Annotated in this window: 16 protein-coding genes; 12 read left to right on the top strand and 4 right to left on the bottom strand. The window is 55.6% G+C overall.

Annotation, left to right across the window (positions count from 1 at the left end; genetic code table 11):
- From ACR0DG_RS11820 to ACR0DG_RS11775, 10 genes are all read left to right on the top strand, one after another.
- Window positions 1-1,539 carry a benzoate-CoA ligase family protein gene (locus tag ACR0DG_RS11820; RefSeq protein WP_480697119.1) on the top strand — a complete coding sequence of 513 codons (1,539 nt, stop codon included), beginning with the start codon at window positions 1-3 and terminating at the stop codon, window positions 1,537-1,539.
- The gene (locus tag ACR0DG_RS11815; RefSeq protein WP_480697121.1) at window positions 1,536-2,354 is read left to right on the top strand and encodes an alpha/beta fold hydrolase; all 819 of its coding nucleotides are present in this window, start codon (window positions 1,536-1,538) and stop codon (window positions 2,352-2,354) included. The genes ACR0DG_RS11820 and ACR0DG_RS11815 overlap by 4 nt, the downstream gene beginning before the upstream one ends.
- A complete protein-coding gene (locus tag ACR0DG_RS11810) occupies window positions 2,351-2,752 on the top strand; it encodes a DUF309 domain-containing protein (protein ID WP_480697123.1) in 402 nt (133 codons plus the stop codon). The genes ACR0DG_RS11815 and ACR0DG_RS11810 overlap by 4 nt, the downstream gene beginning before the upstream one ends.
- A gap of 128 nt (window positions 2,753-2,880) precedes the next feature.
- Window positions 2,881-4,542 (top strand): 2,3-epoxybenzoyl-CoA dihydrolase, encoded by a 1,662-nt coding sequence (gene boxC, locus ACR0DG_RS11805; protein ID WP_480697125.1) that lies wholly within the window; start codon window positions 2,881-2,883, stop codon window positions 4,540-4,542.
- Window positions 4,543-4,576: 34 nt separating this feature from the next.
- Window positions 4,577-6,028 (top strand): benzoyl-CoA 2,3-epoxidase subunit BoxB, encoded by a 1,452-nt coding sequence (gene boxB / locus ACR0DG_RS11800; RefSeq protein ID WP_480697127.1) that lies wholly within the window; start codon window positions 4,577-4,579, stop codon window positions 6,026-6,028.
- Between the two features lie 60 nt (window positions 6,029-6,088).
- A complete protein-coding gene (locus ACR0DG_RS11795) occupies window positions 6,089-6,256 on the top strand; it encodes a hypothetical protein (protein ID WP_480697129.1) in 168 nt (55 codons plus the stop codon).
- Window positions 6,253-7,443 carry a benzoyl-CoA 2,3-epoxidase subunit BoxA gene (boxA, locus tag ACR0DG_RS11790; RefSeq protein WP_480697131.1) on the top strand — a complete coding sequence of 397 codons (1,191 nt, stop codon included), beginning with the start codon at window positions 6,253-6,255 and terminating at the stop codon, window positions 7,441-7,443. Before ACR0DG_RS11795 ends, boxA begins: the two co-directional genes overlap by 4 nt.
- A gap of 1 nt (window position 7,444) precedes the next feature.
- Window positions 7,445-7,891 (top strand): acyl-CoA thioesterase, encoded by a 447-nt coding sequence (locus tag ACR0DG_RS11785; protein ID WP_480697133.1) that lies wholly within the window; start codon window positions 7,445-7,447, stop codon window positions 7,889-7,891.
- A 66-nt stretch (window positions 7,892-7,957) separates the two neighbouring features.
- On the top strand, window positions 7,958-8,878 hold the full coding sequence (locus tag ACR0DG_RS11780; RefSeq protein ID WP_480697135.1) for a helix-turn-helix transcriptional regulator: 921 nt from the start codon (window positions 7,958-7,960) through the stop codon (window positions 8,876-8,878).
- Between the two features lie 57 nt (window positions 8,879-8,935).
- A complete protein-coding gene (locus tag ACR0DG_RS11775) occupies window positions 8,936-11,005 on the top strand; it encodes a 3-hydroxyacyl-CoA dehydrogenase NAD-binding domain-containing protein (protein ID WP_480697136.1) in 2,070 nt (689 codons plus the stop codon).
- Between the two features lie 139 nt (window positions 11,006-11,144).
- Here the strand turns inward: ACR0DG_RS11775 and cynS are convergent, their stop codons facing one another.
- The 4 genes from cynS to ACR0DG_RS11755 are packed head-to-tail and all read right to left on the bottom strand — an operon-like array spanning window position 11,145 to window position 14,807.
- Window positions 11,145-11,615, bottom strand: a complete 471-nt coding sequence (cynS, locus tag ACR0DG_RS11770; protein ID WP_480697138.1) for a cyanase — start codon at window positions 11,613-11,615, stop codon at window positions 11,145-11,147.
- 46 nt (window positions 11,616-11,661) lie between these two features.
- Complete coding sequence (locus ACR0DG_RS11765; RefSeq protein ID WP_480697139.1) at window positions 11,662-12,567, bottom strand: ABC transporter ATP-binding protein; 906 nt, start codon at window positions 12,565-12,567, stop codon at window positions 11,662-11,664.
- An 11-nt stretch (window positions 12,568-12,578) separates the two neighbouring features.
- Window positions 12,579-13,415 (bottom strand): nitrate ABC transporter permease, encoded by an 837-nt coding sequence (gene ntrB / locus ACR0DG_RS11760; protein WP_480697141.1) that lies wholly within the window; start codon window positions 13,413-13,415, stop codon window positions 12,579-12,581.
- Window positions 13,416-14,807 carry a CmpA/NrtA family ABC transporter substrate-binding protein gene (locus tag ACR0DG_RS11755; protein WP_480697143.1) on the bottom strand — a complete coding sequence of 464 codons (1,392 nt, stop codon included), beginning with the start codon at window positions 14,805-14,807 and terminating at the stop codon, window positions 13,416-13,418.
- A gap of 202 nt (window positions 14,808-15,009) precedes the next feature.
- Between ACR0DG_RS11755 and ACR0DG_RS11750 the strand changes: the two genes are divergently transcribed.
- Together ACR0DG_RS11750 and ACR0DG_RS11745 are read left to right on the top strand one after the other, a co-directional pair.
- Complete coding sequence (locus ACR0DG_RS11750; protein WP_480697145.1) at window positions 15,010-16,866, top strand: sigma 54-interacting transcriptional regulator; 1,857 nt, start codon at window positions 15,010-15,012, stop codon at window positions 16,864-16,866.
- 68 nt (window positions 16,867-16,934) lie between these two features.
- Window positions 16,935-17,570 carry a TetR/AcrR family transcriptional regulator gene (locus tag ACR0DG_RS11745; protein WP_480697147.1) on the top strand — a complete coding sequence of 212 codons (636 nt, stop codon included), beginning with the start codon at window positions 16,935-16,937 and terminating at the stop codon, window positions 17,568-17,570.
- Window positions 17,571-17,585 lie beyond the last annotated feature (15 nt).

The raw sequence follows: 17,585 nt of genomic DNA, 5'->3' as shown, positions 1-17,585 counted from the left end.
GTGTCAGAAAATCAAAACGCAGCTCTTTGGTTTGTCGACCGACATATCGACGAAGGGCGCGGCGACAAGGTCGCCTTTCGCGAGGCTGATGGACAGTGCCGCACGCTGACCTATGGTGAACTCGCGGATCAAAGCGCTGTCTTTGCAGGGGCTCTGACGCAGCATGGTGTGCGTCGCGAAGAACGTGTGGCTATGATCGTGTTGGATCAGATTGAGTTTCCGGTGGTGTTCTGGGGCGCGATCAAGGCAGGTGCCATCCCGGTGCCAATGAACACGTTGTTGTCCAGCTCGGTTTATGCAGCGACCCTGAATGACAGCCGTGCGACCACACTGATTGTTTCGGCCGCACTGTGGAAAACTGTCGAGCCCGCTGTTCGTGACAATGCCTTTCTGCGCAACGTTGTTGTGATCGGTGACGCTCCGGGTGGAACGATCGACTACGCTGACTTTGTAAATGGGGCTAAGCCGATGCCTGCGGTCGAAGCGCTGGCAGATGAGACTGCATTCTGGCTGTATTCATCGGGTTCGACCGGCCTGCCCAAGGGGGTGCGGCACGTCCATTCCAGTTTGAAGGCCACGGCTGACACTTTCAGTGCGCAGGTTTTGGGTTTGCGTGAAGACGATGTCGTTTTCTCGGTGGCCAAGCTGTTTTTCGCATATGGCTTGGGCAATGGATTGACCTTTCCACTGTCGGTTGGGGCGTCGACAGTTTTGCTGGCGGGGCGGCCTTTGCCAGATATCGCGTTCGATATCATTGAAAACCAATCTCCGACGATATTCTGCGGTGTGCCCACGTTCTTTGCCGCCCTAAATGCGTATCTCGAAGGCCGGGGTGGGGATGTGAGCACGAACTTGCGTTTATGCACCTCTGCCGGAGAAGCGCTGCCGCGCGAGGTCGGCGAGTCGTGGGAGAAACACGTGGGCACAGAGATTGTGGACGGTGTCGGCTCGACCGAAATGCTGCACATCTTCTTGTCCAATCGCCCCGGTGACATCGTTTACGGTACCTCGGGCACCGCGGTGCCGGGCTATGACGTTCGGCTGGTCGGTGAAGACGGTGAAGTCGTCGCGGATGGAGAGGTTGGCGAGTTGCTGGTCTCGGGGCCCTCAGCGGCGGAAAGCTACTGGAACAGGCGCGAAAAGTCCCGTGACACTTTTGAGGGTCACTGGACCCGGACCGGCGACAAATATGAACGCTCTTCCGACGGGCGCTATATCTATTGTGGACGCACGGATGATATGTTCAAAGTGTCGGGTATTTGGGTCAGTCCCTTCGAAGTAGAGCAGGTTCTGATCGAACATCCCGCCATTCTGGAGGCCGCGATTGTGGCCCAGCCGGACGCGCAGGGATTGGATAAGCCCAAAGCATTCGTTGTGCTCAAGGACGGGCAGACTGCAGACGCAATCGGCGATCTTAGGGAATTTGTGAAAGACAGGATCGGCAAGTGGAAGTACCCGCGCTGGATTGATGTTGTCGATGACCTGCCGAAAACGGCGACGGGTAAAATCCAGCGCTTTAAACTGAGGGATACGGCATGAGTTGGCAAGACGGCGGCAACGCACGGGTCGAGGTTGACGGCACCAGTTTGGAATACAGCATGTGGGGTCCGTCACCAGAGGTAGCACCAACAATAATCATGTTGCACGAGGGTCTGGGCTGCGTCGCCATGTGGCGCGATTTTCCGTCACAAGTAGCTGCAGCGACCGGGTTTGGAGTTCTGGCATATTCACGCGCGGGATATGGCCAATCAGATCCCGCAAGTCTGCCGCGCCCCCTTGACTACATGACGGTTGAGGCGCAGCAGGTGTTGCCTCATGTACTGGACAAGGTCGGATTTAAGCGGGGCGTCCTGCTTGGCCATTCGGACGGCGCGACGATTGCTGCGATCTATGCCGGATCCGTTTCTGACACGCGGGTGCGTGGTTTGATCCTGATGGCACCGCACTTTTTCGTAGAAGAGGTTAGCCTGGCATCCATCAAGGCGGCGCGTGAAGCATTTGACCGCGGGGAATTGTCCGATCGCCTTGGTTGGTACCACCGCGATGCAACTGCAACCTTCCACGGCTGGTGCGATGCGTGGCTAAACCCGGATTTTCGTGACTGGAATGTTGCAGATGTCATCGACTATCTTCGGATACCGACCCTTGCCGTGCAGGGGAGCGATGACCAGTACGGAACCGTTGCCCAGATTACAGAGATCGAAACCCGCAGCTATGCGCCGGTTGAGACAGCCATTTTGCCAAATTGCAAACATGCGCCACATCGTGACCAGCCTGATGCGACCATTGCAGCGATTGCCGAGTTCACGCATCGGCTTGAACGGCTTGAGCGCGCAATGCCTATTCCTGCATGACCAGCGACTGGCGGCCTCCATATGCATATGTGCCAGGGCAAACGCCTCGGCATCCCGAAGGATTGTTTGATCGGTTCAAAACCAATCTTCAGGATCTTCCAGCGGACCGCCTAAATGAAACTCAGGCCTGGGCCGCCGGTTTGGCTTTTCTCAAGGATGGTTATTTCTGGGAAGCGCATGAGGTCTTGGAAGCCGTGTGGTTGGCCTGCCCGCCAAACTCGCCCGAGCGTTTGATGGTGCAGGCAATCATACAGCGCGCGAATGCTGGACTGAAGGCCAAGATGGGCCGTGATCAGGCCACTGAACGGCTTATGGCACTGTCGGACCAATTATTGCGCGAAGCCGTCGACCGTGCGGGTCGAGATGTTTTGGGTATCGCACATGAAAATGCAATATAATGCATTAACGCTGGCAATACATAACAAATAAGCGCGATCATTGGGTGGAAAGTGTAATATCATGCACATATTTCTTTACTCACCCATACACGCGCACTATTCTGCACTTCAGACGACAGGAGCGCCTCATGACCAAGGTCATCGACTTTCAGACTGATCCATCGAAATATCGCCATTGGCGTGTCGAATATGATGGCCCGATCGCCAACCTCATAATGGATGTGGACGAAAATGAGGGCCTGTTCGACGGCTATCAGTTGAAACTTAACTCCTACGATTTGGGTGTGGACATTGAGCTTGCCGACATTGTCCAGCGCATGCGTTTCGAGCACCCCGAGGTCAAAGTTGTGATCATGCAATCCGGCAAAGACAAAGTGTTCTGCGCCGGGGCGAATATCCGCATGTTGGGTGGAGCAGCACATAGCCATAAGGTGAACTTCTGCAAATTCACGAACGAAACGCGAAATACCTTTGAAGCCGCCGAACAGGACAGTGGCCAGAAATATATTGCCGCAGTCAAAGGCGCTTGTGCGGGCGGCGGTTACGAATTAGCGCTGGCCTGCAATCATATCATGCTGACGGATGACAGCTCATCTTCGGTTGCATTGCCCGAAGTTCCGTTGCTGGCTGTTCTTCCAGGTACGGGCGGGCTGACACGTGTGACGGACAAGCGGAAAGTTCGGCGCGATCTGGCAGATATTTTTTGCTCGACCGAAGAAGGTGTCAAAGGCAAGCGCGCCAAGGAGTGGCGACTTGTTGACGAGGTCGTTCCAAACTCGAAATTCGACGCGACAGTACAAGAACGTGCTCGTGAATTCGCCGAAGGGATGTCAAAACCCGAAGGTGTCCGTGGCGTGACTTTGCGGCCGTTGGACAAAACCGTCAGCGAGGATGGTTCAATATCCTACAGCTTGGTCGAAGTGTCTGTTGACAGAAAAGGCCGAAAAGCGACGGTAACGATTAGCGGCCCAGATACCGAAGCGCCTGCGGATATGGGCGCGTTTACCGCGCAAGGGGACCAAGCCTATTTGCTGCGTCTCGCTCGTGAATTGGATGACGCCATTTTGCATCTGCGCCTGAACGAGATGGAACTGGGCCTGCTTGTCTTCCGCACTCAGGGTGATCCGGACCTGTTTCAGGCGCATGAGGCGCTGTTGCTGTGTAATCGCGACAATTGGCTTGCCAACGAAGTTCTGCATTACTGGAAACGCTTGTTGAAACGGATTGATGTCACGTCACGGTCGATGTCGGCCTTGGTCGAGCACGGTTCATGTTTCACCGGCATTCTGGCTGAAATCCTGTGGGCCGTGGACCGGACCTATATGATGGAGGACGAGTTTGAAGGCGACAATCGTCCTATCGCGACAGTTACCTTAACAGACGCCAACTTTGGTCCCTTGCCTATGGGTAATGACCTGACCCGACTGGAAACGCGGTTTTGGGGCAACCCGGAAGCGACTGAACAGGCGAAAGCGCAAAAACACGAAGCCCTCGAAGCCGAACAAGCCGATAAGCTTGGCCTCGTGACGATGATTTTGGACGATATCGACTGGGAAGACGAAATTCGCATCTTCGAAGAAGAACGTGCGTCGTTCAGCCCGGACGCGATGACCGGGATGGAGGCGAATTTGCGTTTCGCCGGTCCCGAAACGATGGAAACCCGCATCTTCGGGCGTCTCACCGCCTGGCAGAACTGGATATTCAACCGGCCAAACGCGGTCGGGCCCGATGGCGCTTTGCAGCGCTACGGTACCGGCGTGCGAGGCGACTACAACATGGAGCGCGTTTGATCGCTTCCGCCCGAACCTTCAGCAGGAGAATGGTATGCTTGACGTCATTAACGTAAGTTACGACACACAGATCCCCAACAATGTTGGCCTGAGCCAGGACCGTAAAGTTTTGAAAGCGCTTGAAAAATGGCACCCCGGTTACATCGACTGGTGGAACAAGCTGATCCCGCAGAACTTTCAGGAATCGATGGTTTACTTGCGTACGGCTGTCAGTGTTGATCCCAAGGGCTGGGCCAAGTTCGACTACGTGAAAATGCCGGAATACCGCTGGGGCGTCCTGCTGGCCCCGCAGGTCGAAGAGCGCATCATTCCGATGGGCGAGCACAAGGGCGAGAAGGCTTGGCAAGAAGTTCCTGGCGAATATCGCAACATGCTCAAGCGCCTGATCGTTATTCAGGGCGATACTGAGCCGGGCTCGGTCGAACAGCAGCGCTTTCTTGGTCTGACCGCGCCGTCGCTGTATGACATGCGCAACCTGTTTCAGGTGAACGTCGAAGAGGGCCGCCACCTGTGGGCCATGGTTTACCTGCTGCAAAAGTACTTTGGTAAGGATGGCCGCGAAGAGGCGGATGATCTTTTGATCCGGTCTTCAGGCTCGGATGAGGCACCGCGTATGCTTGGGGCCTTCAACGAAGAGACGCCAGATTGGTTGTCTTTCTTCATGTTCACCTACTTTACCGATCGGGACGGCAAGATGCAGTTGGAAAGCCTGGCGCAATCGGGCTTTGACCCGCTTAGCCGGACATGTCGCTTCATGCTGACCGAAGAAGCACATCATATGTTTGTCGGTGAAACGGGTGTCAGCCGGATTGTGCAGCGCACCTGCGAGGCCATGAACGAAGCAGGTTTGACCGATCCGTATGACATCGGAAAAGTACGTGACCTGGGTGTCATCGACTTGCCGACGATCCAGAAAAAACTGAATTTGCATTACACGCTGTCTCTGGATCTGTTCGGGCAGGAGGTATCGACCAATGCCGCCAACGCGTTCAACGCGGGTATTAAAGGTCGTTACATGGAAAACCGCATTGATGATGACCATCAGTTGCAGCAAGACACTTACGCGGTCAAAAGCATCGTCGACGGCAAGATCATCAGTCAGGATGTGCCAGCGCTAACCGCAATCAACATGCGGCTGCGCGACGATTATGTTCGCGATGCGTCGGGTGGTGTCGGACGCTGGAACAAGATCATCGAAAAGGCCGGCATAGACTTTACTCTGTCGCTGCCCCACGAGGCGTTCCATCGTCAAATCGGAGTTTTTGCTGCAATCAAGGCAAACCCAGAGGGCGACATCATCTCGGAAGCGGATTGGGCTGCGAATGTCGACAAATGGTTGCCGACCAAAGAAGACGGCGCTTACATCCAGTCTCTGATGGTTCCATGCTATGAACCCGGCAAATACGCAGGTTGGATTTCTGCGCCGAAGGTTGGCATCGACAACAAGCCCGGCGATTTCGAGTATGTGAAACTCCACATGGCGTGAGAAAATGCGCAGAAGGCCCTCTGGCCTTCTGCTTTCGACCTTTGTGAGGGAGATTGAAAAATGTCCGCAGAACGACCAATTCAACGCAGCGCGAAGCCGGAAACCTTCTATGACAGGCCGATGATCCGCGCCAATTGCATCGGTTGCACAAGCTGCACAGGGCTGTGCGCGGCGATCATTGATGTCATGACTGTTCCTGCCATTGTCACGGGGCAACGCAAGGCATGAACAAGCCCGTCAAACAGCACCTGATCGACCCCGAGATTTGTATCCGCTGTTATACGTGTGAAATGACCTGTCCCGTTCAGGCCATTGAGCATGATGACAACAACGTTGTGGTGAACGCGGACCTCTGCAATTTCTGCATGGATTGCATTCCAGTTTGCCCAACTGGATCGATCGACGAATGGCGTGTGGTTAACGAGCCATACTCGCTCGAAGATCAGTACTCGTGGGAAGAACTGCCAGAACAGGCAGATCTGGGAACGCCGGATGCAGATACGGGTATTGAGGCGCTGGATGACGCAATGGCCGCACTTTTGGCCGAGGCGCACAAAGGGACCGGCGGAAAACCCAAAGCGCCCGCTACCGCATCAAAGCCAACGATCAACCTCTATAATCTGGGCAAACCGGTTCAGGCCGTTGTTCAGGGAAACTACCGGCTGACCGCGGAAGGTGCAGACAGTGACGTGCGCCATATCATTCTGGACTTTCAAGGGCATCCGATGCCCGTTCTGGAAGGTCAATCCATCGGGATCATCCCGCCGGGTACCGATGGTGACGACGCACCGCACCTGCCTCGGCTCTATTCCGTTTCAAGCCCACGTGACGGAGAGCGTCCGGGATTTAACAATATATCTCTGACGGTGAAACGCGAAGAGCTGGGTGTGTGCTCGAACTATGTCTGCGACCTGAAGACCGGTGATACTGTAAATGTGACCGGACCGTTCGGAGCCACCTTCCTGTTGCCTGATGATCCGGACGCGCGGATTTTGATGATCTGCACGGGTACAGGTTCCGCCCCGATGCGCGCCTTTACGATGCGGCGACAGCGCAAGGTTGGAACGATTCATGGCGGCATGACGATGTTCTTCGGCGCACGTACCCCGGACAGCTTGCCCTATTTCGGCCCGTTGCAAAAAGTTCCTTCAAGCCTGTTGAAACAGCATCTGGTCTTCAGCCGACAGGATGGGCAGGAAAAGGAATATGTTCAGGACCGAATGCTGAAGGAGCAGGACGCGGTCGCTGAAATGCTGCGCGACCCGAACTGCTATGTCTATATTTGCGGCCTGCGCGACATGGAAGACGGGGTCGAGAGCGCCTTTACCGAAATCGCAACAAGTGCTGGTCAGAATTGGAAGGAATTGCGGGACCAGATGCGCGAGGACGGGCGTTACCACGTTGAAACTTACTAAGATGTCAGAACGCCCGGCGTCGGCCTATCAGCACAATATTCGCGTGACATGGGGCGATTGCGACCCTGCGCGGATTGCGTATACAGGACGCCTGCCGTGGTTCACTCTGGATGCCATTAACGCCTGGTGGGAAGACCATCTGGGGCAGGGATGGTACCAGCTTGAACTGGATCGTAACGTCGGCACACCTTTCGTGCGGCTCGAGATGGACTTTCTGTCGCCTGTCACGCCGCGGCACCGTTTGATCTGCCATGTCTGGCCAAGCCGCTTGGGCACGTCTTCGATTACGTTCCGGGTGGACGGTGAGCAAGACGGTAAACTTTGCTTTTCCGCACAGACCGTCAGCGTATTTATTGTGGCTGACGCTTTCAAGAAATGTAAGCCGCCGACGGACATCCAAGACTTGCTGAAACCCTATCTAAGTGACGCCGGTCAGTCTGACACATAACCAATTCCCTTTTTGCTTTGGCATAAGTAATGTGCATTATTGTACACATTCGGGATTGCGGAAAATATGGCAGAAATCACAACCTTTGGGGGCGTCTCGACCCAGATAGATACTGAGTCCGAGATGGAGCGGGCCATATCCGCCCTGATGATACAGGTTGGTGAAAGAGTACGAAGCGCCCGAGAACGCAAAGGGATTTCGCGCCGCATTCTGTCTGAAACATCCGGCGTATCGCAGCGCTATCTGGCACAGCTTGAGGCTGGAACCGGCAATATCTCGATTGGTTTGCTCAAACGGATCGCGCATTCGCTGGACCATAAGATTGAGTGGTTTGTCGGCGAAGAAGACCCGTGGAACTCGGCCAGTCTGCGTGTTGCAGAACTGTTTTCTGCGGCTGACAGTGAAACCCGTGATCTTGTTTTACGTACCCTCGCGCCAGGTAGCGACCAAATCGGGCGGGCTGAGCGGATTTGTCTGATCGGTCTGCGTGGGGCAGGTAAATCAACGCTTGGAAAGATGGCTGCAGATCATCTGAACGTCCCTTTTCTCGAATTAAATAAAGAGATTGCCTTACACGGAGGGATGCCGATCGACGAGATCCTCGCCCTCTATGGTCAAGAGGGCTATCGCAAGCTTGAGGCGGGTTCGCTGGACCGGGTGATAGAAAACTATGACCGGATGATCCTGGCTGTTGCGGGTGGGATCGTTTCCGAGCCTGAGACGTTCAACAAGCTGCTGTCGAATTTTCACACGATCTGGCTGAAGGCCACGCCGCAAGAGCATATGGATCGGGTGCGCGCCCAAGGGGATGAACGTCCGATGCAGGGTAATGCCGATGCGATGGAACAATTGACATCCATTCTGACCAGCCGCGAAGCCCTCTATGCTCGGGCAGGTTATATGTTGGATACTTCGCTGACGTCTCTTGAAACCTCTTTGGATGACTTGATTGCGATCATTCAAGAGAACCGGCTGCTCGAGGTTTGACGCGGGGCAACCCGATGGCTTGCAGCGCATGAATTATAACGCAAAAAGGAATACCTGATGAGTGTGGAGTTCTGGCGCGACGGCGCGGTTGGGTTCGTCAAGCTGAACAACCCACCCGTCAATGCGATTGGTTTGAGCGTGCGTCAGGGTCTTATGGATGCATTGGATTGGGCCGAGGTGCAACATGACCTGTCCCGCATTGTCCTGCACGGTTCCGAGCGCGTTTTTGCCGCGGGTGCAGACGCGAAAGAGTTCGATGCGCCCCCCGTAGCACCGCATCTGCCGGACATCGTCAACCGGATTGAGCTGTGCGAAACGCCGTGGGTGGCCGCGATAACCGGAGCGGCCTTGGGCGGGGGGTGTGAGCTGGCACTGGCGTGCCGGTATCGTATCGCGAAGCCCGGGGCCAGTATCGGATTGCCCGAAGTCACGCTGGGCGTTGTGCCTGGCGCTGGTGGCACCCAAAGGCTGCCGCGTTTGGTTGGAATGAAGGCTGCGCTTGAGTTGATCTCGACCGGAAAACCGGTAACGGCCGAACGCGCCGAAGCCTTGATGTTGGTCGATTGGGTCGCAGATGATCCCGTTCACACGGCGCAATACTTGGATCTGGGAACCATAGAGCTGTCTTCGCGTGTCGGGCAGTTGGAGCAGCCTGAGCTTGATGAGGATGTTTTAGAACAGGCTCGTCAGGCAGTGCGCAGCAAAGCAGCACTCCAGCTCGCTCTGGAACGGGCCGTTGATCTGGTCGCGCTGTCGGCTAAGACTCGTTTGACAGAGGGGATGGCCAGGGAACGCGCGGCATTTCTTGAGTTGCGGCAAGGTCCACAGGCGCGGGCCTTGCGTCACATTTTCTTCGCCGAACGCGGCGCGCGGGCGCCGGCAGGGTTGACGACGCAACCTGCGCCTTTGGATCACGTGGCGGTTGTCGGGGGTGGCACCATGGGTTCGGGTATCGCCTATGCTCTGTTGAACGCAGGTGTTCGCGTCACATTATTGGAGACGGATGCAGACGGCGTCACGCGCGCGCAGAAAAATGTCGAACGCGTCATCGACGGCAGCGTCAAGCGTGGTCTGATTTCTGAAGCTGAAGCTTCTGATCAACGGGGCCGGTTCAAGGCGTCGTCGAACTATGGTGACGCTTCTCAGGCGAGTCTGGCGATCGAGGCAGCTTACGAAGACATGGTTGTCAAAAAAGACATCTTTGCCGTGATGCAATCGAATCTTCCATCCAATGCCATCCTTGCCACGAATACGTCTTATCTCGACGTCGATATTATCTCAGCGGGGCTGGACGATCCTTCCCGCGTGTTGGGGCTGCACTTTTTCGCGCCTGCCCATATCACGAAGTTGCTGGAAATCGTGCAGGGAGGGGCGACCGGCGAACGGGCCTTGGCCACCGGGTTTGCGCTGGCGAAGCGATTGCGCAAGGTCCCGGTTCTTTCGGGTGTATGTGACGGCTTCATAGGAAACCGAATTCTGGCCCGCTACCGCGAGGCAGCCGACACCGTTTTGCTTGAGGGGTCCACCCCTTGGGAGATCGACGAGGCCATGGTCGAATTCGGGTACGCAATGGGTCCGTATGAAGCGCAGGATCTATCTGGTCTTGATATTGCCTATTCCAATCGCCGCCGTCAGGACGCGACCCGCGATCCAAACCGGCGATATATCCTCATTGCGGATCGCATGATCGAGCTGGGCAAGCTTGGCAAAAAAGCTGGGGCAGGGTGGTACCGATATCCGGGTGGTGGTGGCAAAGTTGAGGACCCGATTGTCGCCGATCTGGCCATTGAAGAAGCCCATTTCGCCAAAGTCACGCGCCGCGACTTTTCGCCGGACGAAATTCGTGAACGGCTGATTTTTGCAATGATCAACGAAGCCGTCAGCATCCTTGAGGAAGGTATCGCCAAATCAGCCAGCGACGTCGATCTGGTTACGGTGTCGGGATACGGATTTCCCCGCTGGCGCGGAGGGTTGCTGCACTACGCTGATGACTTCGGTTTGGATAAGGTTCTGGCCAGACTGGAAGACTTTGCGAAAGAGGATGAAGTCGTCTGGAAACCCAGCGGACCTTTACGTGAATGCGTCCAACGCGGTGTGCCCTTGGCGGACATGTTTGACGGGAAGTAATCCAGGTTCAGTGCCCATGTGTTCCTGAGGCTAAACGGGATGAATGTTGCGACGATGCGTGCGGCGTTCAAGCAAAGGCTGTTTTTATTCAGCGTCGCCTAAACCTTGCTAATACCGTCGCAACATAGTTCTTGCGGTTTTACCAGGAATTGTATGACAGGTACTTGCCCGACATTTCGACCTTGACCCGATCACCCTTTTCATGCGGAACGCGGGTGACCTGCATGTCGAAATCAATTGCCGACATGATGCCCGTTCCGAATTTCTCTTCGATCAGGGCTTTCAGGGTTGGGCCGTATACACCGACGATTTCGTAAAACCGATAAATGCAGGGGTCGGTTGGAACACTTTGTTCCCACACCTTTGTCGGCGGCTCTTCCAGCACACCAGCCGCCTCTTGCGGCAGGCCCATTGCTGCGACGAGGGCTTCGGCCTTGTCTTTGGGGAAAGCGTTCATGCCCATGCAGGCAGAATGCGTCCAAACCGGCGACATGTCGATTTTCTCGGCGATCCCTTCCCACGTCAGGCCAGCTTGTTTCTTGGCCGACAGGATCATCAGGGTTACGTCTTCTTTTGTCATCATCGTGGGTAGCTCAAGTGTATCTTTCATAGGGGGTCCTCCTTTTTGATCTTGATGTGTTGACGCGCCGAACCGGTCAGTCGTTGACGGCGCGCAGTTGTGGGTTTTGTTCGTTAGAAGCCGCGGCAGGCTCGGTGTGATCAATCGCAACCGATTCCGGCATTTGAGCAGCGCCGTCGCTGGCTTGCCCGGCCAGTTCTTTCGAGCGTTGTCCGAGGAACTGCACAAGGTGATTGCGGATGGCATAATAGTTCGGATGCTCGACAATCTCGGTTCGGCTGCGCGGTCTTGGGATGGTGATTTCGACCGATTCAGCAACGCGAGCAAACGGTCCATTGGTCATAAGCAGGATGCGATCGGCCAACAGGATTGCTTCGTCGATGTCATGGGTGATCATGAACACAGTCTGCTCGGTCTCGCCCCATACCTTGAGCAATTCATCCTGAATGGTGCCGCGTGTCAGGGCATCCAACGCGCCGAACGGCTCGTCCAGCAGCAGAAGTTTTGGCTGATTGGCAAACGCCCGCGCGATCGAAACACGCTGACGCATCCCACCTGAAAGTTGGCTGGGTTTGCGATGTACGACATCGCCTTCCAGTCCGACTTTGGCCAAAAACTCGCGGGCGTGGGCGTCTACCTTGGCCGCTGGCCAATCCGGATAGCGCGCTTTGACACCGAAAGTTACATTCTTCAATGCGGACAGCCAGGGTAGCAATGAATAGTTCTGGAAAACCACGCCCCGGTCCAGCGAGGGGCCAGACACTTCGAACCCGTCCATTTTGACCACGCCCGAAGTGGGCTCAGCCAACCCCGCCAGAATGTTCATGATCGTCGACTTGCCACAGCCGGAATGGCCGAGGATGCAGACGAACTCGCCCTTTTCGATGCCAAAGCTGGCGTTTTCGAAAACGGTCAGGGTTCCGCCCTGACCGTCGGGGAACTGCTGGGTCAGCAACTCGATATTGAGAAACGGCTTACTCATGATGCTGCTCCTTATTCGGCATAGGCCACGGCGCGTTGCAGGTAGGCAAAGGCCGAGTCCAGCAGCATTCCGACGACGCCGATCATGAGGATTGAAAAGATGACTGAGGTCAGGTCGAGGTTGTTCCACTCGTTCCAGACATAGTAGCCAATACCTGTGCCACCCACGAGCATTTCTGCCGCGACGATCACCAGCCAGGCGATACCGATCGAAATGCGCATCCCAGTGATAATGGTTGGCGCGGCTGCAGGCAGTATCACGGTGAACGCCGTACGGAGCGGTCCAAGCTCGTGTGTGCGCGCAACGTTAACCCAATCCTGTCTTACACCGGCGACACCGAATGCTGTGTTGATCAGCATTGGCCAGATCGAACATATGAAGATCACGAATATCGCACTGGCCTCACTGTCCTGAATGATGAAAAGCGCCAGTGGCATCCATGCCAGCGGGGAAATCGGGCGTAGAACCTGTATGAATGGGTTGAAGGCCTTGTAGGCGACCTGACTCATGCCGATCAGAAAGCCCAACGGGATCGCCACCAATGCGGCCATAAGATAGCCGGTCAGGACGCGATAGATCGAGTATCCAATTTGAATGCCGATCCCCTTGTCATTGGGGCCGGCATCATAGAATGGGTTCGACAGCTGCTCCCACGCTTTGGCAAGCACCTGGCTTGGGGGGGGAACACCGGCTTTCTGTGCTCCGCCACCGGTCAGGCGTTCGTATTCCGTCAGCTCTCCGGCCGCTTTCTGAGCGGGGATTGCGGCCTCCCAAATCAGGAGGCCGACCACCAACATGACCACCGACAAAAGCGCGGCCCGTTGGTTCAGTGTTAGGTTGTCCAACATTTACGAAGCTTTCCCGATCGCGAAGCTGGAGACGTAACCTTCGGGGTCTTTGGGATCGAAGGTTTTGCCCATGATGGTGTGGGTTTTGTAAGTCACGTCCGGGGCGTCATATCCCAGGTCATTCATGATCTTCTTAGCGTCTGCCGCCAGATAGACCTGTTCAGCCACACCTTTGTAGTCCACGTCGCCTTCGATATACCCCCAACGTTTCATCTGGGTCAGGATCCAAACGCCCATCGAATGCCAGGGGAACGGGTCAAAGTCGATCCGATCGGGTACCTGCTGAACTTCTCCGAGGCCGTCAGCATAGGTTCCGGTCAGAACCTGCTCGATCACGGGAACCGGCTGGTTCAGGTAATTTGTCGGTGCGATGGCTTCGGAGATATCTTTGCGATTGTCTGGGTTCGACGCGAATTGGGTGGCGTCGATGATTGACTTGAGAAGCGCGCCATATGTGTTGGGCAATTCGGTCGCAAAGCTCAGCGGCGCGGCGAAGGCGCAGCAGGGGTGGCCTTCCCAGATGTCCTTGGTCAGGGTGTGAATGAAACCGATGCCTTCCCAGACGGCCCGCTGGTTGAACGGGTCGGGCGACAGATAGCCGTCGAGATTCCCGGCGCGCAGGTTGGCAACCATCTCTGGCGGCGGAACAACGCGGATTTGGATGTCGACGTCTGGGTCCAGACCAAACTCGGCCACGTAGTAACGTAGAAGGAAGTTGTGCATCGAGTATTCGAACGGCACGCCGAAGGTGAAGCCTTTCCACTGCTTCGGATCACGTTTGTCCAGATGCTCATTCGAAAGCACGATGGCCTGCCCGTTGATGTTCTCAACCGCGGGCATGATGTAAGGCGTTGCCACAGATCCGGCGCCCAGCGTCATCGCAAGTGGCATCGGGGTTAGCATGTGGCTGGCGTCGTATTCACCGGACAGCGATTTGTCGCGTGCCACGGCCCAACCGGCTGTTTTGATGACTTGGGCGTTTAGTCCGTAACGTTCGTAAAAGCCCATTGGCTGGGCCATGATAATCGGCGTCGCGCAGGTGATCGGAACAAACCCGATATTTAGGTCGGTTTTTTCCGGCGTGCCCAGATTGTCGAGAATGGCAGCCTTGGCTTCGTCGAGTGGGAAGACGGACGCAAGGGCAGCAGCGGCAGTGCCGCCACCCAGCATACCCATGAACGAGCGACGGCTAATGTCGTTTTGTCCAAAAACAGACCGCACGATTGCGCTTTCGACAACGCGTTCGGTCATTTCCTCGGATGTCATGATTTTCGCTTCGGTATGATCTTTGTCATGCCCATGTCCCGACAAACACCCCTCGCAGCCGCAATCGGCCCCGTGTCTCAGATCGGTTTTCGCGGAAAACGGATTTCCCAAGCTCTTTATCGTCATGGCTACGCCCTTTCGCATTGAAGTTGCGATCATCGTGGCAGCCGCATTCGTTAAGAAATAGTAGGGGCATAAAATTTGTGCACATTATAAAACCCATCGGAAACAGACGCTTATAAGGTTGACTGAGCGGTAAGGGTTACGAAAAATCGTAAATTACGAAATCTCGTATCGCACTTTTGCGTCTTGCCGATAGACTGGGTGCATGTCTTTGGATCTTTTGCCTCCTGATTCCGTTTTGCAGTCGATGCCCGAAGCTGCGCTGGTTCTCGACACAACGTCTGACCGGGTCGTTCAGTGGAACAGACCCGCCGCTGATTTGCTGGCGGGTTCTCCCAATGCGACGCCGCAGGCTTTCTCGTCTTACCTGAAGGAGGCGTTTCCGCAGTTCATTGTTTTCATCGAGGAGGTAGACCATCGATGTGAAAGCTGGACTCGAGATGTGACCCTGACATCGGCTCAGGGTCTGGCAATTCGATCAGAACTTCGCGCGCGGCCGGTACGTGGAAAAACCGGTTGGCTGATGATGACGATCACCGACCTTGATGCGCTGGATCAGCGGGCAGAGCTGACCGCAACAGCCGAAGCCTTTCGTGGTGGTATACTGGAATGGCAACGCACCGAGGGGTTCTTTGCCGAACTTGAACGACAGAACCAGCTGATCCTGAACGCGGCTGGCGAAGGGATTTATGGTGTGAACGCAGAAGGCAAGACAACCTTCGTCAATCGCGCAGCGCAAGAAATGCTGGGGTGGACGAGCGAGGATTTGTTGGGCAAAGACATTCACTCGATGATCCACCACCACCATTTGAATGGCGAAATATACCCTTCGCAGCAATGCCCTATCTATCGTTCGTTCCGATTTGAACAGGTGCACAGGATCGAGGATGAAGTCTTCTGGCGGAAGGATGGTAAGCCGATCCGGGTCGAATATGTATCGACGCCAATCTACGACCAACAGGTTCTGGCCGGAGCGGTGGTAATCTTCCGCGATATTACCGAACGAAAAGAAAATGAGCGTAAACTGCGGGACGCGTTGGATGAGGTCGCAGCGTTGCGGGATCGGCTGGAACAGGAAAACGCCTATCTACAAGAGGCGATAACGTCGGAACGTGCGCATCACGACATTATAGGCAGCTCTCCGGCTATTCGACAGATCGTGACGCGGATCGACCTTGTTGCTGAAACTGACGCCACTGTTCTTGTCTCAGGGGAAACGGGAACCGGCAAGTCGCTGGTGGCTACCGAAATCCACAAGGCCAGCCCACGTGCACGCCGACCGTTGATCCACTTCAAATGCGGGTCACTTGCAAGGGACGAAATCGAGGCCGAGCTGTTTGGTCACGTTCGCGGCGCGCCAAATGGCGCAACAAGGGATAAGCCAGGCAAGCTGGAATTGGCCCATGGTGGCACGCTGTTTATTGATGATGTCGAAGAGTTGCCGCTGGAGATTCAGGGCAAGCTTTTGGCTGCCTTGCAAAACGGAACAGTAACCCGCTTGGGTGACACACGCGAAAAGCCCATCGACATTCGCGTTATCGCCGCGACTTCACTGTCCGAGGCGCAGGCGCGGCGGGCGGATGTCATTCGCGAAGACCTGTATCTGTTTCTAAACGTATTCCCCATCAATTGCCTGCCGCTGCGGGACCGGCAAGAGGATATCCCGTTACTGGCAACGCATCTTCTAAAGATCGCCTGCCGTCGTCTTAATCGCCCGGTTCCCGTTCTGACCGAGCGAGGCGTGCAGCAGCTTCAGGCTTATGACTGGCCGGGAAATGTGCGTGAATTGCACAACGTAATAGAACGGGCTGCGATCGTTTCGCAGGATGCGAAACTTGTGATCGAACTTGCCGGACCAGCCCAAGGCGGACAGACCAACATGGCCTTTCGAACCGACGCGCAGATGCAGGACCTTATGCGTCTGAACCTGGTCTCGATCCTGCGCGAAACACAGGGGCGTATCTCAGGCCCTTCGGGGGCCGCAGCTTTGTTGGGGGTCAAGCCAACGACGCTGTATTCACGGATAAAATCAATGAATATCCAGGACGCTGAGTGGCACTGACAAGATTGTTGTGGGTTGCTGCTAATCGTTCGTGCGGGTGCGTAATTGCCGCGTAGCCGATTCTTGCAGTGAGCATCCTTTTTGTCGGTGAGATCAAAATCTTTGTCGCAATTGGTCGGGAATGGGTAGAGCGATCGCTCTACCCTTGGTTCATGACCGACACACAGTACCAAATAGCGGAAAACCTTGATCGGCAATTCTCGGAAATGGGGTTTGCCACGCAAGGGGTCGAAGCCTTGCGTGAAGGGGCCAATGTATCCCTGCGCACCCTCTACAAGTACTTTCCCAGCCGCGAGGCCATGGTGATTGGGGCACTGGATCATCGCGACGCAGCCTATTCGGATTGGATCGGGAGTGATCGGTGTGAAGGCGCGGATCATGTCCTTCATGTTCTCGTGCGTCTGTCAGACTGGTTGCATGGCGTGTCGAACACAGGCTGTTTGTTCCGCAACGCACTTGCCGCTTATCCTGAAAGCGATGCGATCCGTGAGGCCGTGACCAGCCACAAGGCACATGTCCGGGATATGTTCCGTAAGCGGCTGCTGTGCGTAGCCCCCGACTGTGATGTCGAAGTACTGTCTGAGGCATTGTTCATCTTGCACGAAGGTCTGACAGAAAGTGCCCGGCTACTAGGGGCCGGCCCCGCGACAAATGCCACGATGCGCTGTGCCCGTGCCCTGCTGGCCGAAGCTAATATCCACTGACTGTGAATATCTGGA

It is taken from the genome of Ruegeria sp. BG8 (genome assembly GCF_056538325.1).
Note: the sequence above shows the minus strand (reverse complement) of the source record. Positions and strands in the feature narration are given on the sequence as shown.

Excerpts from the sequence above, each read along its gene's own strand:
- ACR0DG_RS11815 (WP_480697121.1), top strand. The coding sequence starts at position 1,536 with ATGAGTTGGCAAGACGGCGGCAACGCACGGGTCGAGGTTGACGGCACC.
- ACR0DG_RS11810 (WP_480697123.1), top strand. The coding sequence starts at position 2,351 with ATGACCAGCGACTGGCGGCCTCCATATGCATATGTGCCAGGGCAAACG.
- boxC (WP_480697125.1), top strand. The coding sequence starts at position 2,881 with ATGACCAAGGTCATCGACTTTCAGACTGATCCATCGAAATATCGCCAT.
- boxB (WP_480697127.1), top strand. The coding sequence starts at position 4,577 with ATGCTTGACGTCATTAACGTAAGTTACGACACACAGATCCCCAACAAT.
- ACR0DG_RS11795 (WP_480697129.1), top strand. The coding sequence starts at position 6,089 with ATGTCCGCAGAACGACCAATTCAACGCAGCGCGAAGCCGGAAACCTTC.
- boxA (WP_480697131.1), top strand. The coding sequence starts at position 6,253 with ATGAACAAGCCCGTCAAACAGCACCTGATCGACCCCGAGATTTGTATC.
- ACR0DG_RS11785 (WP_480697133.1), top strand. The coding sequence starts at position 7,445 with ATGTCAGAACGCCCGGCGTCGGCCTATCAGCACAATATTCGCGTGACA.
- ACR0DG_RS11780 (WP_480697135.1), top strand. The coding sequence starts at position 7,958 with ATGGCAGAAATCACAACCTTTGGGGGCGTCTCGACCCAGATAGATACT.
- ACR0DG_RS11775 (WP_480697136.1), top strand. The coding sequence starts at position 8,936 with ATGAGTGTGGAGTTCTGGCGCGACGGCGCGGTTGGGTTCGTCAAGCTG.
- cynS (WP_480697138.1), bottom strand. The coding sequence starts at position 11,615 with ATGAAAGATACACTTGAGCTACCCACGATGATGACAAAAGAAGACGTA.
- ACR0DG_RS11765 (WP_480697139.1), bottom strand. The coding sequence starts at position 12,567 with ATGAGTAAGCCGTTTCTCAATATCGAGTTGCTGACCCAGCAGTTCCCC.
- ntrB (WP_480697141.1), bottom strand. The coding sequence starts at position 13,415 with ATGTTGGACAACCTAACACTGAACCAACGGGCCGCGCTTTTGTCGGTG.
- ACR0DG_RS11755 (WP_480697143.1), bottom strand. The coding sequence starts at position 14,807 with ATGACGATAAAGAGCTTGGGAAATCCGTTTTCCGCGAAAACCGATCTG.
- ACR0DG_RS11750 (WP_480697145.1), top strand. The coding sequence starts at position 15,010 with ATGTCTTTGGATCTTTTGCCTCCTGATTCCGTTTTGCAGTCGATGCCC.